This window comes from Nonomuraea sp. B1E8 (genome assembly GCF_039871515.1).
GTDB lineage: Bacteria > Actinomycetota > Actinomycetes > Streptosporangiales > Streptosporangiaceae > Nonomuraea.
In genome coordinates this window covers 94,331-112,488 of record NZ_JBDPLS010000010.1, presented here as the reverse complement: position 1 = coordinate 112,488, position 18,158 = coordinate 94,331, and the positions used below count along the sequence as shown (strand labels likewise).

General features: G+C 71.4%; 12 protein-coding genes. 3 read left to right on the top strand and 9 right to left on the bottom strand.

Annotation, left to right across the window (positions count from 1 at the left end):
* Nucleotides 1-57: 57 nt before the first annotated feature.
* Together thrB and thrC are read right to left on the bottom strand one after the other, a co-directional pair.
* Nucleotides 58-966 carry a homoserine kinase gene (gene thrB / locus ABGA98_RS29975; protein ID WP_347621761.1) on the bottom strand — a complete coding sequence of 303 codons (909 nt, stop codon included), beginning with the start codon at nt 964-966 and terminating at the stop codon, nt 58-60.
* 52 nt (nt 967-1,018) lie between these two features.
* On the bottom strand, nt 1,019-2,077 hold the full coding sequence (gene thrC / locus ABGA98_RS29970; protein ID WP_347621760.1) for a threonine synthase: 1,059 nt from the start codon (nt 2,075-2,077) through the stop codon (nt 1,019-1,021).
* A 300-nt stretch (nt 2,078-2,377) separates the two neighbouring features.
* Here thrC and ABGA98_RS29965 point away from each other — a divergent pair, with 300 nt between their 5' ends.
* Complete coding sequence (locus ABGA98_RS29965; protein WP_347621759.1) at nt 2,378-3,787, top strand: glycosyltransferase; 1,410 nt, start codon at nt 2,378-2,380, stop codon at nt 3,785-3,787.
* Nucleotides 3,788-3,826: 39 nt separating this feature from the next.
* Here ABGA98_RS29965 and ABGA98_RS29960 read toward each other — a convergent pair whose 3' ends face one another.
* From ABGA98_RS29960 to ABGA98_RS29935, 6 genes are all read right to left on the bottom strand, one after another.
* Entirely contained in the window at nt 3,827-5,539 is a 1,713-nt protein-coding gene (locus tag ABGA98_RS29960; RefSeq protein WP_347621758.1) for a glycosyltransferase, read from the bottom strand.
* Nucleotides 5,536-6,588 (bottom strand): family 2 glycosyl transferase, encoded by a 1,053-nt coding sequence (locus ABGA98_RS29955; protein ID WP_347621757.1) that lies wholly within the window; start codon nt 6,586-6,588, stop codon nt 5,536-5,538. Before ABGA98_RS29955 ends, ABGA98_RS29960 begins: the two co-directional genes overlap by 4 nt.
* A 311-nt stretch (nt 6,589-6,899) precedes the next feature.
* A complete protein-coding gene (locus tag ABGA98_RS29950) occupies nt 6,900-8,189 on the bottom strand; it encodes a homoserine dehydrogenase (RefSeq protein ID WP_347621756.1) in 1,290 nt (429 codons plus the stop codon).
* Nucleotides 8,186-9,571, bottom strand: coding sequence for a diaminopimelate decarboxylase (gene lysA / locus ABGA98_RS29945; RefSeq protein ID WP_347621755.1), 1,386 nt, complete (start codon nt 9,569-9,571; stop codon nt 8,186-8,188). Before lysA ends, ABGA98_RS29950 begins: the two co-directional genes overlap by 4 nt.
* A gap of 125 nt (nt 9,572-9,696) precedes the next feature.
* Complete coding sequence (locus tag ABGA98_RS29940) at nt 9,697-10,320, bottom strand: anticodon-binding protein (RefSeq protein WP_347621754.1); 624 nt, start codon at nt 10,318-10,320, stop codon at nt 9,697-9,699.
* Between the two features lie 10 nt (nt 10,321-10,330).
* The gene (locus ABGA98_RS29935) at nt 10,331-12,178 is read right to left on the bottom strand and encodes a hypothetical protein (RefSeq protein WP_347621753.1); all 1,848 of its coding nucleotides are present in this window, start codon (nt 12,176-12,178) and stop codon (nt 10,331-10,333) included.
* Nucleotides 12,179-12,249: 71 nt separating this feature from the next.
* Between ABGA98_RS29935 and ABGA98_RS29930 the strand changes: the two genes are divergently transcribed.
* Both ABGA98_RS29930 and treS read left to right on the top strand, forming a co-directional pair.
* Nucleotides 12,250-13,884 (top strand): asparagine synthetase B family protein, encoded by a 1,635-nt coding sequence (locus ABGA98_RS29930; RefSeq protein WP_347621752.1) that lies wholly within the window; start codon nt 12,250-12,252, stop codon nt 13,882-13,884.
* 261 nt (nt 13,885-14,145) lie between these two features.
* The gene (gene treS, locus ABGA98_RS29925) at nt 14,146-15,879 is read left to right on the top strand and encodes a maltose alpha-D-glucosyltransferase (protein ID WP_347621751.1); all 1,734 of its coding nucleotides are present in this window, start codon (nt 14,146-14,148) and stop codon (nt 15,877-15,879) included.
* A gap of 9 nt (nt 15,880-15,888) precedes the next feature.
* Here treS and ABGA98_RS29920 read toward each other — a convergent pair whose 3' ends face one another.
* Nucleotides 15,889-18,156 (bottom strand): FtsX-like permease family protein, encoded by a 2,268-nt coding sequence (locus ABGA98_RS29920; RefSeq protein ID WP_347621750.1) that lies wholly within the window; start codon nt 18,154-18,156, stop codon nt 15,889-15,891.
* Nucleotides 18,157-18,158: the final 2 nt, after the last annotated feature.

Here is an 18,158-nt window from a genome sequence, read left to right as displayed (position 1 = left end):
GCTATCAGCCTAACATCACCAGCGCACACGGCTATTCCCTGAAGGTCTAAAGAGGCATCAGCGTGTCTCGGGGAACTGAACGTTCGCACCAACCGGGTCGACGTCCATTTGCTGGATGTGCCAGTCATTACCCACTTCTGGCGCGATCAAATCCTGCGAATCCGAGGTGGAGAACGCAAGAACCGCGGGACCCGCTCCCGAAACGACCGCGGGCACACCCACCGCACGGAGACGTTCTACCAGATCCGCGCTCTCCGGCATGGCAGGCGCGCGGTAAGGCTGGTGGAGCCGATCTTCTGTCGCGGCGAGCAGAACCTCTCGCTCGGGCCGTCGGGTCAGCGCGGCGATCAGCAACGCGGCCCTGCCGGCGTTGAAGGCAGCGTCCTTGTGGGGCACGTCCTTCGGCAGCAACCCCCGTGCGGCCTCCGTGGACAGCCGGGTCGACGGGACCACGACCACCGGACGGATGCGCTCGTCGGGAGCCAGTTTCACCATACGCGGCACCCCCGTGTGGTCGCACCAGGCCACGGTCAGCCCGCCGGCCAGGCAGGGGGCGACATTGTCGGGATGGCCCTCCATCTCGGTGGCCAGCGCGAAAACCTGGTCGTCGGAGAAACCTGTCACGCCGGCCAGCGCCCGCGCGGCGAGGATGCCCGCGCACACGGCCGCCGACGACGACCCGAGCCCGCGGGCGTGCGGAATCCTGTTACGGCACCGCAGGCGGATCCCGGCCGGTTGGGGCACGCCCATGCGGGCGAACGTCGTGCGCATGGCTTTGACGATCAGATGGCCCTCGCCGAGGTCGACCTCACCCGCGCCCTCGCCCTCGACGGTGACGGCGACCCCCGGCTCCTCGGTGAGCGCGGCCTCGACCTTGTCGTGCAGGCTCAGTGCCAACCCGAGCGTGTCGTAGCCCGGCCCCAGGTTGGCCGATGTGGCGGGCACGCGGATCTGAACAGTGCTCACGTTTGCCTCATGATTCCTCACTTCCCCCGTGGTCCCCGCGCCTGGTGTGGCGTCAGGCGAGGTTGAGCGCCGCCGCCGCGGCGTGGACGTCGATGGGGATCACCACGGGCGCCGGCGCGCCCGAGATGGCCCAGTCGGGGTCTTTCAGGCCGTTGCCCGTGACCGTGCAGACGACGCGCTGCCCTGGCTCGACCATGCCCTGCGCGTGAGCCTGCAGCAGGCCCGCCACGCTGGCCGCCGACGCCAGCTCGACGAACACGCCCTCTTCCTGCGCCAGCAGTTTGTACGCCGCCGCGATCTGCCGGTCGGTCACCGCCTGGATGGCCCCTCCGGACTCGTCACGGGCCGAGGTGGCCAGCGACCAGGAGGCCGGGTTGCCGATGCGGATCGCGGTGGCGATCGTGTGCGGGTGGGTGACGGGCGCCCCCGCCACGATGGGCGCCGCCCCGCTGGCCTGGAAGCCGAGCATGCGCGGCCGCTTCGCCGCCACCCCGTCGTCGGCGTATTCGCGGTAGCCCATCCAGTAGGCCGAGATGTTGCCGGCGTTGCCCACCGGGATGCAGTGGATGTCGGGGGCGTCGCCCAGCGTGTCGACGATTTCGAACGCCGCCGTCTTCTGCCCCTGCAGCCGGTACGGGTTGACCGAGTTGACCAGCGCGATCGGGTAGTTGGACGACAGCTTGCGGGTCATCTCGAGACAGTCGTCGAACGACCCCTCGACCTGCAGCAGCGTGGCGCCGTGCACGAGCGCCTGGGCCAGCTTGCCCATGGCGATCTTCCCCCGTGGCACCAGCACGGCGCAGGTCAGCCCGGCGCGGACGGCGTAGGCCGCGGCCGAGGCCGAGGTGTTGCCGGTGGAGGCGCAGATGACCGCCTTGGCGCCCTCTTCGACCGCCTTGCTGATGGCCATGGTCATGCCACGGTCCTTGAAGCTGCCGGTCGGGTTGGCGCCCTCGACCTTGAGGTAGACATCACACCCCGTCAGGGCGGAGACGCGGCGCGCGGGCACCAGCGGCGTGCCGCCTTCGAGCAGCGTGACGACGGGCGTCTTCGTGGTCACGGGAAGACGCTCTCGGTATTCCTCGATGAGGCCACGCCACGACCTGCTCATGATGGACTCCCTACCTGCGGTGTTCGGCACAGAGTGTACGGGGTGCGGACGACCGTCGCGGAGCCGCGTCCACGGGACGGACACAAGGACGGGCACGGGACGGGCACAACACGGACGCAGGCCACGTACCCCTGCCCCGAACAGTCGTTGGACAGGGGCACTATTCAGGAAATTCTCAGCATCTCCCGATAAGGTCTCGGCCAGGGGGTCACCACCATGAACGCGCGTCCTGCTCTGAGGCAGAACGACTATTCACCAGTAGCGGTTCCGCGGCTCGGCGCCTGGTCACCGGATCTGTCCGTGAGCGTGGTGATACCGGCTCACGGCGGGCAGGGGCTCGATCTGACGCTGGCCGCTCTGGCCGCGCAGACGTACCCGGACCATCTCATGGAGGTTCTGGTCGTCGACGACGGCAGCGATCCGCCGATCCGGCTGCCCGAGATCAGGCCGGTCAACACCCGCGTCGTCCGCGTGCGCGACGGCTGGGGCATCTCCAACGCCGTCAACACGGGCGTCAAGGCCGCCGACGGCGAGATCATCCAGCGCCTCGACGCCGACATGGTGGCCTGCCGCGAGCACATCGAGGCCATGGCCCGCTGGCACCACGTGACCGACTATCTGGTCAGCATCGGCATGAAGAAGTTCGTCGACACGCCGCCGGTCACGCCGCGCCAGGTCTTCGCGGCGCGGCGCCTGGACGAGGTGTTCGACCTGGCCGAGGCCTTGCCGAGCTCCACCGAGGCGACGATCGCCAAGACCGACGGGTTGCGCAAAAGCCGCAACCCCTACCACGTGTGCACGGGTCCGACCTTCGCCCTGCCCAGGGAGATCTTCCACGCCGTGGGCGGTCTCGACCCGAACGTGGTGCGGGGCGAGGACACCGAGTTCTCCTACCGGCTGGCGATGCACGGCGTGGTGTTCGTGCCCGAGATGGAGGCGCAGGCCGTGCACCTGGGGCTGCCCTCGCAACACCGTGACAGGGAGCGCGCCGTGCGGGCGGTCGAGCCGTATCTGGCGCACCGGATCCCGCTCCGCAGGGACCTGCGGAAGGACCGCGGGCGGCGGTGGCTGGTGCCGTACGTCGAGATCGTGCTCGACGTGACCGACACGTCCGAGTCCGTGGTGCGCCGGGCGGTGGCGGCGGCGCTGGACGGCAAGCTGCAGGACGTCGTGGTGACGCTGGTCGGGCCGTGGTCGCGGCTGGACGACGAGCGGCGCGTGAGGCTGTCTGACCCGTGTTTCGAGCTGCGGCTGATGCGTGATCTGTTCGCGCACGACGAACGCGTGCGCCTCATCGACGAGGCCGCCCCGACGCCCGCGCCGACGCCGTTCCGCTACCGAGGGCCGGTGGACGTGCCGCTGCACCGGGCGACGCTGGAGCGCATGATCGAATCGGTGCAGAAGGACCTGGCGGGCATTCTGATCGTGGATCTGCCCGACGGGCGCTCCGCCCGGCTCGAACGCACCTCGGCGCTCGGCCGCGCCGTGCTCCTGACGCCATCGGTGGCCTGGGCGGGCGCGGACCTGGACGAGGTGATCGACACCACCCATGGGGTACGCCACGAGCCCTCGGACCGCTACTGGCCCGCGCCGCCCGCGCCCGCGCCCGCGCCGGAGCCGGTCACCATTCCCGCCCAGGTGACGGTGCCCGCGGAGCCGTCCGAGAAGACCCTGCTCAGACGCCTGAAGTCGGCCCTGCGCCCCGGCTGACCGCGCGGAGTGCCGCTCGGCCCCGGTCGCGCGGGGCGGTCAGCCGCGCAGGCGCTTGCGGAGGGCGCGTCTCATGGTGGTGGACACCATCGCGCGCAGGCTCTGCTGGGCGCGGTTGGCTGCGGCGATCTGGCGGCGCAGGGTGCCGACCTCGCGGCGCAGCTCGACGGTGCTCTTGCGCCAGCGCCCCGCCTCCTCTTTCCACTTCGCCACCTGCGCCCGCAGCCGCTCGTTCTCGGCGGCCCGCCTGGCCGCCTCGGTCTGCGCCTCGACGCGGGCCTTGTACGCCGCCCGGCGCCTGGTCGGCGGCTCGGGCTCGGCGGTGAACCCGTAGGTCTCGCCGTCGACCCAGGCGACTCCCGACACCGCGTCCACCACGTCGTCGAGATCCTCGTCCGGGACCGCCACGATGCGGGCCCTGGCGAAGGCCGACGTACGTTCCAGCCGGGCCGCGACGACGCCGTCCGCCGACTCTCGCAGCAGCACGTTCACCAGGCCGAGGCCCTCGTCGCGGGCCAGGTCGAGCAGGCGGGCGAGGGTGTCCTCGCCGGGCGCCCAGCCGGGCGGCAGGCGCAGCACGAAGGGCACGGCCGGGTCGATCTCTTCCGCGGACGCCAGGCGCACCCGGTGTTCGTGCTCGTAGTGGCCGCGGACCAGCACGAGTTCGAGATCGGGGTCCTTCAGCGGAGCGCGGCGCTCGCCGCCGAGCCGCTCCCAGGGGCCGACGAGGAGCACGGAGAGGTCGGGGACGGTGCCGGCGAGCAGGGCGTCCACCGCCGGCCGCACGGTGTCGTAACCCACGGTGCCGTCCATCACCGCGGTGACGTACGGGATCTTCCAGCGCCGCGCCGGATGGCCGCGCAACCAGCGGTAGGCCGGGATGCGGTCGGCCACGAAGGCGTGGCTCACCCGGTCGATCGGCTGTTTGTCGCGCATCCGCATGGTGGGCCCGAGGTGGTAGGCGCGGGCCCGCGGCTCGGGGACGAACACGGCTCCGGCCTGGTGGAGGCGGTAGCCCAGCTCGGTGTCCTGGCCGAGGATCAGGTCGTCGTCCATCGGGCCCGCCGCCGCGATCAGGCGGGCGTTGACGGAGGTCGCGCCGCCGACGTGCAGGCTGAACGGGCGTTGCGGGTTGGCGGTGAGCCCGTCGGTGCGCTCGACCAGGTCGACGATCCAGGCGTGCGGCTCGGCCGGCTCGAACGCCGCCTCCAGGTCCTGGGGCAACTCGGCGGGCGGTTCGGCGTCGGTGAACCTGATGTAGCCGGTCACGACGGCGTAGGGGGCGGCGTGGTGCCAGCGCATGTGCGCCTCGATCGCTCCCTGTGTGAGCACCACGTCGGAGTCGAGCCAGAAGATCACGTCGCCGGTGGCCTCGGCGAGCCCGGCGTTGCGGGCGGTGGCCCGGCCGGGCTTGTCGCAGACGACCAGCCGGGCGGCCGTGTCCCCGGGCAGGCGCAGCGGGGGCGAGGTGCCGTTGTCGACGACGATGATCTCCGTCAGCTCCGCCGGGTACGTCTGCCGCGCCAGGCCCTGCAGCACCAGGTCGAGCTTGTCCTGGCCGCCGTAGGCGGGGATGACGACGCTGACCGTGAGCTCCGGGGTGACGTTCTCGGGAGGGCCGAGAACCCGGTAGTCGTTGCCGCGCACCCTGACGTGACCGGCGGCCGCGTGGCGGGTCGCGTGCGTGGGCTGGGGCGTGGGCTGGGGCGTGGGCTGGGCGGACGCGCCGGCGGCGCCCCCTGGAGGCGTCATGCGGCCTCCAACAGCAGGCTCGGCCGGAAGCCGCGCCACTGGTTGGCGGCGACCTTGAGGAAGTGGGCGAGATTCAGTTGCCAGGTGTGGTCGGCGCTGAGCCCTCTGCGCAGGACGTAGCCCAGCCCGTGGGTGCGGTAGATTCGCGCGCCGGCCTTTTGCGCGGCTTTCAGAAACTCGAGATCAACAGCGCGAGGCACCGCAGGAAATCCCCCTATTTCCTCAAATTTTGAACGAGAAACCATGATGGTTCCTCCGGCCACGTGATCGGACCACACCTCGCTCGGATAGCGCGCCCCGCTCGCGAACGTCGTACGCCTGATCGTCGCCTTGAGCGGCTCCAGGTAGAAGAACTCCGCGGTCGTGCCCACCACGTCGGCGCCGGCGTACGACATCGCCATGAACAGGTCGGCCAGGTGGCGGGGTCCGTACCAGTCGTCGTCGTCCCACTTCGCCAGGTGGTCGCCGCCGGCCATCGCGGCCGTGCGGTTGAGCACCTCGCCGAACGGCACCGACGCCTCCGCCTCGATCCACCTCACCGGCAGCGAGCAGGACTCGACCGCCTCGCGCACCTGCTCGAACCCCACCCCGTGCAACCCGAGCAGCACCTCGGCCTCGACCTCACGCTGGCGTTCCATCCGCGCCAGCGCCGCGCCGATCAGGCTTGCCCGTTTGCTCGACATGACGATGCTGATCTTCGGGGGGATCGTGACCGGGTGCGCCAGCCGGCGCAGGCGTACGCTGTGCTCCTCGCGCCGGAGGTCGGCCAGGGAGCGCGCGGTGCCGTCGGCGGCATGGCTGAGCCAGTCGCGGTCGGTGAGCAGCTCGGCGAGGCCGGCCGGCACCCAGGGCGCCGCGCGTTCGGCCGTCAGCGGGACACCGGCGGCGGCCAGGCTCAGCACGCCGTCGAGCGGCACGTCGGCGGCGGGCCACTCGACCTCCAGGCCGCGCAGCGGGCGTAGCGCGGGAACGTCGGGCGGCTGCCCGTCGACCAGCCAGCTCCCGTCGGCCCAGTGCAGGCGGCCCAGCCCTTGCTCCGGCGTGCGCACGAAGCCGCTGGGGGTGGCGGGGCCAGCGGATGGCCCAGTAAACGGCCCGGTAGACGGCCCGGTGGACGGCCCAGCGGCGGACCCAGTGGATGCCGGGGCGGCGGACATGAAGGGTCGCTCCTCGAACGCTCGGGACTCAGTCGGCGCCTACCCTACGCCCGATGTCCTGGTCAGGTAGCAACTATCCGGCACAATCGGCAGCCCCTATGGCTTGAGGGATAAGCACGATATTTCCAGATTTGGTCTGTGCCGCCGGTGGACGAGCACCTGGTGAAGCCACGCGATGACCGTTCTTCGGGAAGTGAGGTGCGCTAGTCGTCGCCCTCCACCCGCATGACGCTGGCCACCGCGCGGACGATGTCGAGCTCGCGCAGCCCCTCCATGGTCGCCGACAGCGCGGCGTCGGTGGCGCGATGGGTGACGATGACGAGCTGGGCGTCGTCGCCGTGACCCTCCTGGCGCACCGTCTGGATGGACACGTCGTGCTTGGCGAACAGCTCCGCCACCCGCGCCAGCACGCCGGGCTTGTCGGCCACGTCGAGCGCCACGTGGCAGCGCGTGACGGTCTCCCCTATGGGGTGCACGGCCAGGTCGGCGTAGGTGGACTCGTCGGGCCCGCGGGTGCCGGCCAGGCGGTTGCGGGCCACGGCCACGAGGTCGCCGAGCACGGCGGAGGCCGTCGGCGCGCCACCGGCGCCCTTGCCGTAGAACATGAGCTGCCCCGCCGACTCGGCTTCGACGAAGACCGCGTTGTACGCCTCGCGCACCCCGGCCAGCGGATGCGACCTCGGGATCATCGCCGGGTGCACCCGCACCCCGAAGGAGCGGCCGTCGTCGGAGCGGGCGCAGATGGCCAGCAGCTTGATGACGTAGCCCATGTCCTTGGCGGAGGCGACGTCGGTGGCGGTGATCTCGGTGATGCCCTCGCGGTGCACCTCGGCGGCCGTGACGCGGCTGTGGTAGGCGAGCCCGGCCAGGATGGCGGCCTTGGCGGCGGCGTCGAAGCCCTCGACGTCGGCCGTCGGGTCGGCCTCGGCGTAGCCGAGGGTCTGCGCCTCCTCCAGGGCGTCGGTGAAGGACGCGCCCGTGGTGTCCATCTTGTCGAGGATGTAGTTGGTGGTGCCGTTGACGATGCCCAGGACCCGCTTGACGTGGTCGCCCGCCAGCGACTCGCGCAGGGGGCGCAGCAGCGGGATGGCGCCGGCCACGCTGGCCTCGAAGTAGAGGTCGCCGTTGCCCTGGCGGGCGGCTTCGTACAGGCTCGCGCCGTCCTCGGCCAGCAGCGCCTTGTTGGCGGTCACCACCGACTTGCCGCCCGAAAGGGCGGCGACGATCAGTGAGCGGGCCGGCTCGATGCCACCGATGACCTCGACCACGATGTCGACGTCGTCGCGGGTCACCAGCGCCTCGGCGTCGGCGGTGAACAGCTCGGGGCCGACCTCGACGTCGCGCTTGCGGCCCAGCCGCCGCACGGCGACACCGGCCAGCTCGAGCGGGGCGCCGATGCGGGCGGCCAGGTCGTCGGCCTGCTCGTGCATGAGCCGGATGACCTGGGTGCCGACGACGCCGCAGCCCAGCAGCGCCACTTTCAGCGGTTTCACAGCTGCCCCCTCAACAGGTCGTCCTCGGTCTCACCCTGCACGATCACGCGGGACTCGCCGCGCGACACGGCCACCACGGCGGGTCGGGGCAGGTAGTTGTAGTTGCTGGCCAGCGAACGGCAGTAGGCGCCGGTCGCGGCCACCGCGATCAGGTCGCCGGGGGCGAGGTCGGCGGGCAGGTGGCAGTCGCGCACGATGATGTCGCCGCTCTCGCAGTGCTTGCCGACCAGGCGGCTGAGCATGGGCTGGGCCTGGCTCTCGCGGCTGGCCAGCACGGCGGTGTATTCGGCGCCGTAGAGTGCCGTGCGCACGTTGTCGCTCATGCCGCCGTCGATGCTCACGTAGGTGCGCAGGCCCTCGACGTCCTTGACGGTGCCGACCTCGTAGAGGGTGATGCCGCCTGGGCCGACGATCGTGCGGCCGGGCTCGACCGTGAGGCGGGGCACGGGCAGGCCCGCGTCGACGCAGACCTTGGTGACGATCTCGCGCAGGCCGTCGGCCAGCTCCTTGATGTCGGGCGCCTCGTCGCCGTCGACGTAGGCGATGCCGTAGCCGCCGCCCAGGTCGAGCTCGGGCAGCACCACGCCGTGCTCGTCCTTGATCTGCACGAGGAGGGTGGTCAGCCGGCGCGCGGCCACCTCGAACCCGGCGGTGTCGACGATCTGGGAGCCGATGTGCGAGTGCAGCCCGACGAGCTCGAGCTGCGGCAACGCGAGGATGCGGCGCACGGCCTCCGCGGCGGCGCCGGAGTTGAGCGACAGCCCGAACTTCTGGTCGTCGTGGGCCGTCGCGATGAACTCGTGGGTGTGCGCCTCGACCCCGGTGGTCACCCTGACCATCACCTTGGGCCGCTTGCCGAGCCGCTCGGCGTGGTAGCCGAGGCGGGCGATCTCCTCGAACGAGTCGACCACGATGTGCCCGACCCCGGCCTCCAGCGCCCTGGTCAGCTCGGCGGCGGACTTGTTGTTGCCGTGCATCGTGATGCGCCCTGGCGGGAACCCGACGCTCAGCGCGACGGCCAGCTCACCGCCGCTGGCGACGTCGAGCCCGAGACCCTCGTCGCGCAGCCAGCGCACGATCTCCTTGCACAGGAACGCCTTGCCGGCGTAGTGGACGTCGGAGTCGGCGAACGCCGTGGCGTAGTCGCGCATGCGCGAGCGCACGTCGTCCTCGTCGAGGACGTAGAGCGGGGTGCCGTGCTCGCGGGCCAGGTCGCGGACGTCCACGCCGCCGACGGTGAGCGCGCCTTGCTCGGCGCGCGTCGACGTTCGGGACCAGATCGCGGGATTGATGCGGTTGATGTCGGCGGGCGCCAGCGGCGGGCGCTCGTGGGGCATCATCTCGGCGTGGCGGTCCCCGGCGGGATGGGCGTATCGACTCACCCGATCGAGGCTATCGGAACCGCCACACCTCCCAGGACTCGTGACCACGGATCGAGACGCGATCACGCCCTAGAAGGGATATTTTTACGCCATTTCGCCGTTTGGCCGGATATTTTTGTGAGCCATCACAACCGATCAGGCCCGATGAGCACCCTGCCGACCGCCTCCGCCAGCCTCACCCGCGCCGTGTGGACCGGCTCCGCCGGGGCGTCCCCCATCGGAACGGCGGGCGCGCGCTCGTGCGCGTCGTGATAGGCCAGCGCCAGCCGCATGAGGTACGCCTCCCACCGCGGATCCCTGCTCACCAGCCGCCCGGGCAGCTCGGCCAGCACCCGCAGCACCCTCCGATCGTACGGGTCGGCCGGCAGCCCGGCGGGGAAGCCACCGGACGGCACTCCCAGCTCGCGGGCCCACCGCCGCACCGCGCAGGTCCGCGCGTGGCCGTAGCGCACCACGAAACCGGGGTTGTCCCAGGTGCGCGGGAAGTCGGGCCACCCGGGATCGGGGATGTCCAGCGGCTCCACAGTCTCGACCAGCTCACCCGGCACGCTCACGACGATCCGCAGGAACCCGTCCTCGCGCACGTCCACGCGCGACACCCCGCCGAGCTCGCGTACCCGGGCGGCGAGCGTCGCGGGCGGGACGCGCCGCCGCAGCGCGGCCGCCGAGACGTACGCGGCCTCCCGCTCCCACGTCCCCTCGGGCTCCGGCGGCTCCCCCAGCACCTCGGCCAGCTCGCCGGGCGTCATGACGACGGCCTCAGATGAGGGCGTGCGGCTCGGCGGAGCCGTACTCGACCAGGAGGGCGGCGCCCAGCAGCCAGCGGTCCTCGTCGCGCACGCGCACGTAACCGAACCGGTCGGCCGAGAACACCTTGATCCCGTCGGTGCGGCACTGCCGCATCAGCACCTCGTCCCATCCGTCGGTGAGGTCGGCGAACCGCAGCTCGCGCAGCGTGTTCCTGCGCGCGAGCAGGGTCGCGCCGGCGATCTCGGGAAGGTAGGAGTATTCGGCGTCCGGCTGCTTGAGCAGCGTGGCCTGCGGCTTGCGCAGGTGGGCGTAGTAGGCGGCCTTGCCGACGATGTCGGCGGTGCTGAACAGGAACGCCCGCCGCAGGTCGGACAGGTAGTGGGCGCTGTAGACGTCGCGCGGGTCCATGACCGCCACCAGGTCGGCCTCGCACAGGTCGATGCCGGCGTTGAGCATCGCGCCCTCGGTCATCGACGGCTGCGGCCTGCGGTAGATCACGTCCACGTCGGGCAGCACGTCGCGGGCCCGCAGCTCGGCCTCCGGCGGCCCGATGACGATGAGCTGGTCGACGCCCGACTGCTTGGCGACCTGCGCCAGCGCGTGCTCCATCAGGAAGGGGTCGAGGATGGGCAGCAGCACGGAGGTGTTGAGCGTGGCGCGGGCGCTGGGCAGGCCGATCGCGTCGAGCATCTCGTCGATCCGCTCGGTCATCGTGCCCATCTGGTACGCCCTGCGCAGCGCCACGTGCGCCCGCCGCGCGTCGGGTTCGGTGCCGATGGGCGTGCCGCAGGCGGCGATCTCGGCCAGCCGCCACTGGGGCGTGCCCGGCGGGCAGTCGGCCGCGGCCGGCCAGCGGTAGGAGGTGAGCACGTCGGGGTAGGCCAGGTGGCCGGGCAGGAGCTGGTCGAGCGTGAGCACCCGGTCGATGCGCCCGCCCGCCAGCGGCAGCGGGTTGTGCACCCGGGGCTGCACCCCGAACTGCAGCCGCGGCCACGCCACGGTCAGGTCGGTCGTGAAGCGGTGCTCGAACAGTTCGGCCGCCGCGGCGTAGGCGGTCACGTCGCCCCCGGTGTGCCAGAAGACCGTGCGGATGCCGCGCTCGGCGCACCAGGCCAGCAGCGCCTTGAGGCCGTCGCCGGGCTCGCCGGTGATCTCCTCGGCCCACGGGCCCTGCGTGACGGACTCGACCACGAGCAGGTGGGGCACCTCCAGTGGGAGCACCCTGGCGAAGTCACGCGGCGTGAAGCCGGTCGTCTGCCGCCACTCGTAGCGCAGCAGCGCCTCGGCGTGCGGGTCGGCGATCACCGCCGCCGTGAGGTGCGGCCGCGTGTTGGGACCGGTCGGCACCCGGAACGGCTTGAGCTTGAACGAGGCGCCGCCGAGCGTCCTGGTGGTGCTAGTGGCCTGGAACGCCGCTCCAGGGCGCTCGTCCTTGGCCTTGCCCGCGCCGGCGACGGGCTTGCGCTTGGGCGCGGACGGCCGCTTGACCGGCTTGGCGGCGCCCCTGAGACCCTTGGCCAGCCGCATGGGGTTGTTCTTGCCGCTCTTGATGGCGTCGCCGAGCCGGTTCCACCGCGCGACCTTGATCGAGGACAGTTTCCAGTTGGCCACCTCGGCCTGGAAGCGCTGCTCGGCCAGCTCCTTGCGGAGCTTGTCGGCCGCCGCCCGCTCGGCCTCCAGTCGTTCCTCGGCCTCGCCCAGTTGCTCGGCCAGCGCCCTGGCCTCCTCGGCGCTCTGCTCGGCCGCCGCCAGCTTCGCCTGGGCGGCGTCCAGCAGCCTCGCCAGCTCGGCGGCGCGCTCGGCCTGCGCCACGGCATCCCGCAACGCCCTCCGCGTGCTCTCCAGCTCAGTAGTCAACCGGCCCTCCGCTCTCTCGGCCCGGCAAAGGATACTCTTTTGCAGCAAGCGTCTCGAAGGGATGAGATCCGGTGCAGTTCAACGTGCGGCCCTACGTATGCGGCGCTCTCGGCCGGATCGACACCGCCATGCTCGGCAAGCTGACCGCCGCGGGCCCGAAGGTCCGGCCGGCCCTCCAGACGCCCGAGGCCGCACTGTTCAGCTCCACGCCGCTGCCGCCCTACCACCGCGCCGACGGGAGGTTCGCGTTCTCCTGGGGCGAGCGCAAGCCCGCCGGGCCGGACGACTGGATGGCGGTCGCGGAGACGTACGAGACCCCGGGCCTGATCGGCGACGGCCGCCGGGTGACGCTCCACACGGGGGCGCTGGGGCTGGTCGACGTCTACTACGTGCGCCACGGCGACGCGGTCTACTTCTCGTCCCTGATCCAGCCGCTGCTCAGCCTGGTGCCGATCGAGATCGACTGGGCGGCGTGGGCCTCGATCATCCAGGTGACGTTCCCGATGGGCGAGGCGACCCCGTACACCGAGGTCAAGCGGCTGCCGGGGTCGAGCGCGCTGGTGTTCGAGCACGACAGGCCGATGATCGAGCGCAGGCTGCCGCGCTGGCTGCGCACCGAGCCCTACGAGGCGTGGATCAGCCCGCACGAGATCGTGGAGTTGCTGCGCGACGTGTACTCCGGCTACGAAGGGCGCAAGCTGCTCGTGCCGGTCAGCGGCGGCTACGACTCACGCCTGCTGGCGAGCGTGGCCAAGGCCCGCGGGGCCGACGTCGAGTCGTGGACCACCAGCCCCGACGACGGCACCGACACCGACATCGCGTTCGCCCAGTCGATCACCAGGGAGCTGGGCATCCCGCACCGGGTGATCACCCAGGACGCCGCCGACTATCCCGCCGACGCGGTCGACGTGGCCCGCAGGCTCGAATACCTGACGCCCCACCACGCCTGGTACGCCCCCTTCGCCAAGGAGGTGCACGGCTCCGGCCGCATGCTGATCGACGGGCTGGCGGGCGGGCCGCTGCTGAAGAACTTCATGGTCAGCGGGGCGGCCCTGGAGGCCAGGACCCAGGCCGAGCGCTCGGCCGCCGTGCTGAGGTCGCTGTCGCTGGGCGCGCCGTCGCAGCCGTTCCTGTCCAAGGCGGCGGCGGAGTGGATGGAGGAGACCGTCCGCGAGCAGTTCCTGGCGGCCACGTCCATGCTCCACGGGCACCGGGCCGAGCTGCCGCTGTCGGTGCTGCACACCAGGACCGTGCGGGGCATCGCGCGCTCGGTGGTCAACCTGGTGGGCCCCGAGGCGTCGTTCGCGGCGCCGTTCATCCATCCGGCCTTCTTCGACGCGGCGCTGTCGGTCGGCGTGGCCCGTAAGGACAAGGGCCGCTTCTACCGCGAGGTGCTGCACGCCGCCAACCCGCGAGTCGCCGCGCTGCCGTCGACCAACGTCGTCAAGCAGCCGCTGCGGCGGGTGCCGCTGCGGTCGACGGCCGTTCCTGCCCGAAATTATTCGCACCGGATGCTGGAGACCCTGGTGAGCCGGGTCCCGAGTCTGCTGTCGGATGAGCTGCACGAGGTGATCGCGGGCGGCCCTGACGCGCTGACCAGGTTCAACGGGTGGAACGATCGCTTCTGGGTGCGCGGTTTGGTGCTGTTCGGGCTCTGGCTGAGCGACTTCGAGAACGACCTCTCGGACGTCGCTCCACCTTTTTAGTGAACTCTGGGTAACAGGGCGATTACGTACGGATCTCTCGGGTATGAACCCGGCACAGCAGAAGCGGGTTCCGGAAAGCCAACGGGCTGGTAGTGTTCGGCCCGTAAGCGCCGCACAAACGGGCACCAGATCACAAATCCGGTCTCGTTCATGGGCATGGGGTTCGCAGGGATGACGACTCCAGGCGGCGCGGTCACCAGATAAGAACGCCGGGGTAACCGGTGACTTCGTCCTGCCCACATCTCTTCCTGTGAGCGACATATGATCAACGCATCCCCAACACCGGAGCCGATCTCCGAGGCGTTCGTCTCGGAGGATCCAGCCTGGTACAAGCGGGCGGTGTTCTACGAGATCCTCGTCCGGGGGTTCAAGGACTCCAACGGCGACGGCACCGGCGACCTGCGCGGTCTCATCGAGAAGCTCGGCTACCTCGAGTGGCTCGGCGTGGACTGCCTGTGGCTGCTGCCGCTGTACGAGTCGCCGCTGCGCGACGGCGGTTACGATATTTCGGACTATATGAAGATCCTGCCGGACTTTGGGGATCTGGGCGATTTCGTCCAACTGATCGAGCGGGCGCACGAGCGCGGCCTGCGGATCATCACCGACCTCGTGATGAACCACACCAGCGATCGGCACCCCTGGTTCCAGGCGTCCCGGCACGACCCCGAAGGGCCGTACGGCGACTTCTACGTGTGGTCCGACCACCCCGGCGCCTATCCGGACGCGCCGATCATCTTCATCGGCGCCGAGGAGTCCAACTGGACCTACGACCCGGTGCGCAAGCAGTACTACTGGCACCGTTTCTTCCACCACCAGCCGGACCTGAACTATGACAATCCGGCCGTGCAGGAAGCGATGCTGGAGGTGCTGCGCTTCTGGCTCGACCTGGGCATCGACGGGTTCCGGCTGGACGCGGTCCCCTACCTGTTCGAGCGCGAGGGCACGGCCTGCGCCGGGCTGCCGGAGACGCACGCCTACCTGAAGAAGATCCGCGCGGAGGTCGACCGGCTCTACCCCGACCGGGTGCTGCTGGCCGAGGCCAACGGCTGGCCCGAGGACGTCGTCGAATACTTCGGCGACCCCACCACGGGCGGCGACGAGTGCCACATGGCCTTCCACTTCCCGCTCATGCCGCGCATCTACATGGCGGTGAAGAAGGAGACCCGCGAGCCGATCTCCGAGATCATGTCGCGCACGCCGAAGCTTCCCGAGTCGGCCCAGTGGGGCATCTTCCTGCGCAACCACGACGAGCTCACGCTCGAGACGGTGACCGAGGAAGAACGCGACTACATGCACAGCGAATATGCCAAGGACCCGCGCATGCGGGCCTACCTCGGCATCCGGCGCCGGCTCGCCCCGCTGCTCGACAACGACAGGGACCGGATCGAGCTGTTCACGGCGCTGCTGCTGAGCCTTCCGGGCTCGCCGGTCATCTACTACGGCGACGAGATCGGCATGGGCGACAACATCTGGCTGGAGGACCGCGACTCGGTCCGCACGCCGATGCAGTGGAGCCCCGACCGCAACGCCGGGTTCTCCAGCGCCGACCCCGGACGCCTCTACCTGCCCGCGGTCATGGACCCGATCTACGGCTTCCAGGCGGTCAACGTGGAGGCCCAGCAGCGCCATGAGGGCTCACTGCTGCACTTCACCCGCAAGATGCTGGAGATCCGGCGCAAGCACCCGGTGTTCGGCGTCGGGGCGTACACCGAAATGTGGTCGTCGAACCCCTCGGTGCTCACCTACGTGCGCGAGGACCGCGACGACGCGATGTTGTGCGTCAACAACCTGTCGAAGTTCCCGCAGCCGGTCGAGCTCGACCTGCGCCGTTTCGAGGGCATGGTCCCCGTCGAGGCGCGCGGCGGGGTGCGGTTCCCGCCGATCGGCGAGCTGCCCTACCTGCTCACGCTGCCGGGGCACGGGTTCTACTGGTTCGCGCTGAAGCGGGAGGAGTCCGCGCGGCCGGGCGCGGTGAGCGGGCCCTCAACGCGGTGAGCGGGCCCCTCAGCGCGCGGTGACGGGCACCTGGGCGCGGGCCGCGCGGCGGGCCGGGATCAGCGCGACCGCGAGGGCCGCGCCCACGGCGATCACCACGGCGACGGCCAGCGTCAGCGGCGAGGGCGGCCGGCCGATGCCGGCGCCCACGCCGCTGGTGTGGCCCTGCAGGTCGATCAGCCCTGTGACGACGGAGGCGCCGGCGGCGGCGCCCGCGCCGACGCCGAGCACGACCAGCAGCCCGGTGCCGGTCACGAGGGTGGCCATGACCTGCCGGGGCGTCAGGCCCATGGCCTTCAGCACGGCCAGGTCGAAGGCGTGGTCACGCAGGCCGAGCGCGCTCGCGGTGAGCAGGTTGGCCAGGCCGATCAGGGCCAGCACGGCGATCAGCGCCACGATCACGACCCTGATGATCGACAGGCGGTCCGCGGGGTTGACCGCGGCCTGCACGTCCAGGCCCTCGGCCGACTCGGCCAGCAACCGGCCGCGCACCTCCGCCCGGTCGGCGCCCGGCCTGAGCGCGAGCGCGTAGTATTCCGGCGGCACGGAGTCTTTCGCGGCCAGGCTGTCCAGCCCCACCGAGAGCACCACGCCGTCCTGGTCGGGCTCGACGGTCCTGCCGACGATCCTGACGATCAGCGGCGAGCCGCCCACCGTCAGCCGTACCCGGTCGCCGATCTTGATCCCGAGCAGGTCGAGCAGGCCCTGCCCGGCGACGGCCTCGCCCTGACGGGCATATCTGCGGCCCTCGACCACGGGGAACGGGTAGGGCTCCGTGGAGCTGCCGACGGCCCGCACCCGCACCGAGCGGGCCTCCCCCGGCGCCAGGGCGTTCACGTCGGTGCCCGGATAGACCGCGGCCACGTCCTTGTCGCGCCCGGCGATGCGCCCGGCCTCCGACGCCTCCAGCTTGCCCGGCCTGACGTACAGGCCGGCGTGCTGGCCGACCTGCTCGGGATGGCTGAGGAAGTTGTCGAGCGTGGCCCACACGCCGAGGCCGATCGTGATCATCATCATCGGCACGGCCAGCCCGAACGCCGTCAGGAACGCCGGCACCCGCCTCGTGAAGGCGTCCCTGGTGCCGAGGACGAGGGCGGGCGGGAGGCGTACGAGAAGGGCGAGCCTGGCCAGCCTGGACAGGTGGCCGCGCGGCGGCGAGGCGGGCGCCGCGGGGATCGGCGGAGTGCGGCCACCGCGCCACGCGGGCAGCCCCACCGCGGCCAGCACCACCAGCGCGGTGCCCGCGACGATGGCCAGCACCGGCACCGGCGCCACGGAGGTCGGGCCGAGCACCGCCGCCATCACCCCCCAGCCCGCCAGCGCGCCGAGCGCGACCCCGAGCAGGCCGAGCGCGCCGTGCTCGACCACCAGCAGCAGCGTGATCTGGCCCCTGGTGAAGCCCATCGACTTGAGCGTGGCCAGGTCGCGCAGCTGGCCGAGCACCCGGCCGCCGGCCGCGTTGGCCAGCGCGAGCGCGGCCGCCACCAGCCCGACCACCCCGAACAACGCCAGCAGCGTGCCGAGCAGCCGGTTGTCCAGCTCCATGGCGCTCCTGACCTCGCGCCAGGTGTAGACGCGCTGGAGCCGGTCCTCCAGCATGACGACCACGCGCTGGGAGACGACCTGCGCGGCGTCGGGATCGGCCAGGCGCAGCCCGGTCACCCACTCGCTGCGGCCCATCATGGGCTCGATCCGGTCGAGCATCTCGGGCAGCACGTAGGCCAGCCCCGGCGTCCACTCGGGGTAGAAGCCGTGCTCGGCGGTGTCGGCGATGCCGCGTACGTACAGGGTGTGGCGCTCGCCGCTGAGCGCGACGATCGTAAAGGGCGCGCCGACCCCCAGCCGCAGCGACGACGCGAAGGACCGCTCGACGACCACGCCGTCCGGCTGGGCGGGGTCGAGCCAGTGGCCCTCGGCCACCAGCGGGCGCGCCACCCCCGCCGGCCGCGCCGGCATCGCGCGCAGCGCCGCGGGCTCCCGCTTGCCGTCCTGGCCCACGGTCACGGGCGCCGAACGGTAGGGGCCCGCGATCTGCGTCACGCCGTCGATGCCCCCAAGAGCGACCTCGGGGCTGTCACCGGTGTAGAACCACACATGGGCGCCGTCGGTCTGGGCCGACAGGCTCCGCCACGGGTTGGTGCCGTCCTCCAGCAGGGTGGCCGCGGTGATCAGCGCGGCCACGATGCCCGCCACGGCCAGCACCGTCAGCACCGCCTGGCCCTTCCTGGCCCGCAGGTCGGCCTTGATCCACCGGCTGCCCGCCAGCGCGGTGCTCATCG

What these genes read in the sequence shown, in the direction of transcription:
- thrC (WP_347621760.1), bottom strand. Translation starts at nt 2,077, where the DNA reads ATGAGCAGGTCGTGGCGTGGCCTCATCGAGGAATACCGAGAGCGTCTT.
- ABGA98_RS29960 (WP_347621758.1), bottom strand. Translation starts at nt 5,539, where the DNA reads ATGACGCCTCCAGGGGGCGCCGCCGGCGCGTCCGCCCAGCCCACGCCC.
- ABGA98_RS29940 (WP_347621754.1), bottom strand. Translation starts at nt 10,320, where the DNA reads ATGACGCCCGGCGAGCTGGCCGAGGTGCTGGGGGAGCCGCCGGAGCCC.
- treS (WP_347621751.1), top strand. Translation starts at nt 14,146, where the DNA reads ATGATCAACGCATCCCCAACACCGGAGCCGATCTCCGAGGCGTTCGTC.
- ABGA98_RS29920 (WP_347621750.1), bottom strand. Translation starts at nt 18,156, where the DNA reads ATGAGCACCGCGCTGGCGGGCAGCCGGTGGATCAAGGCCGACCTGCGG.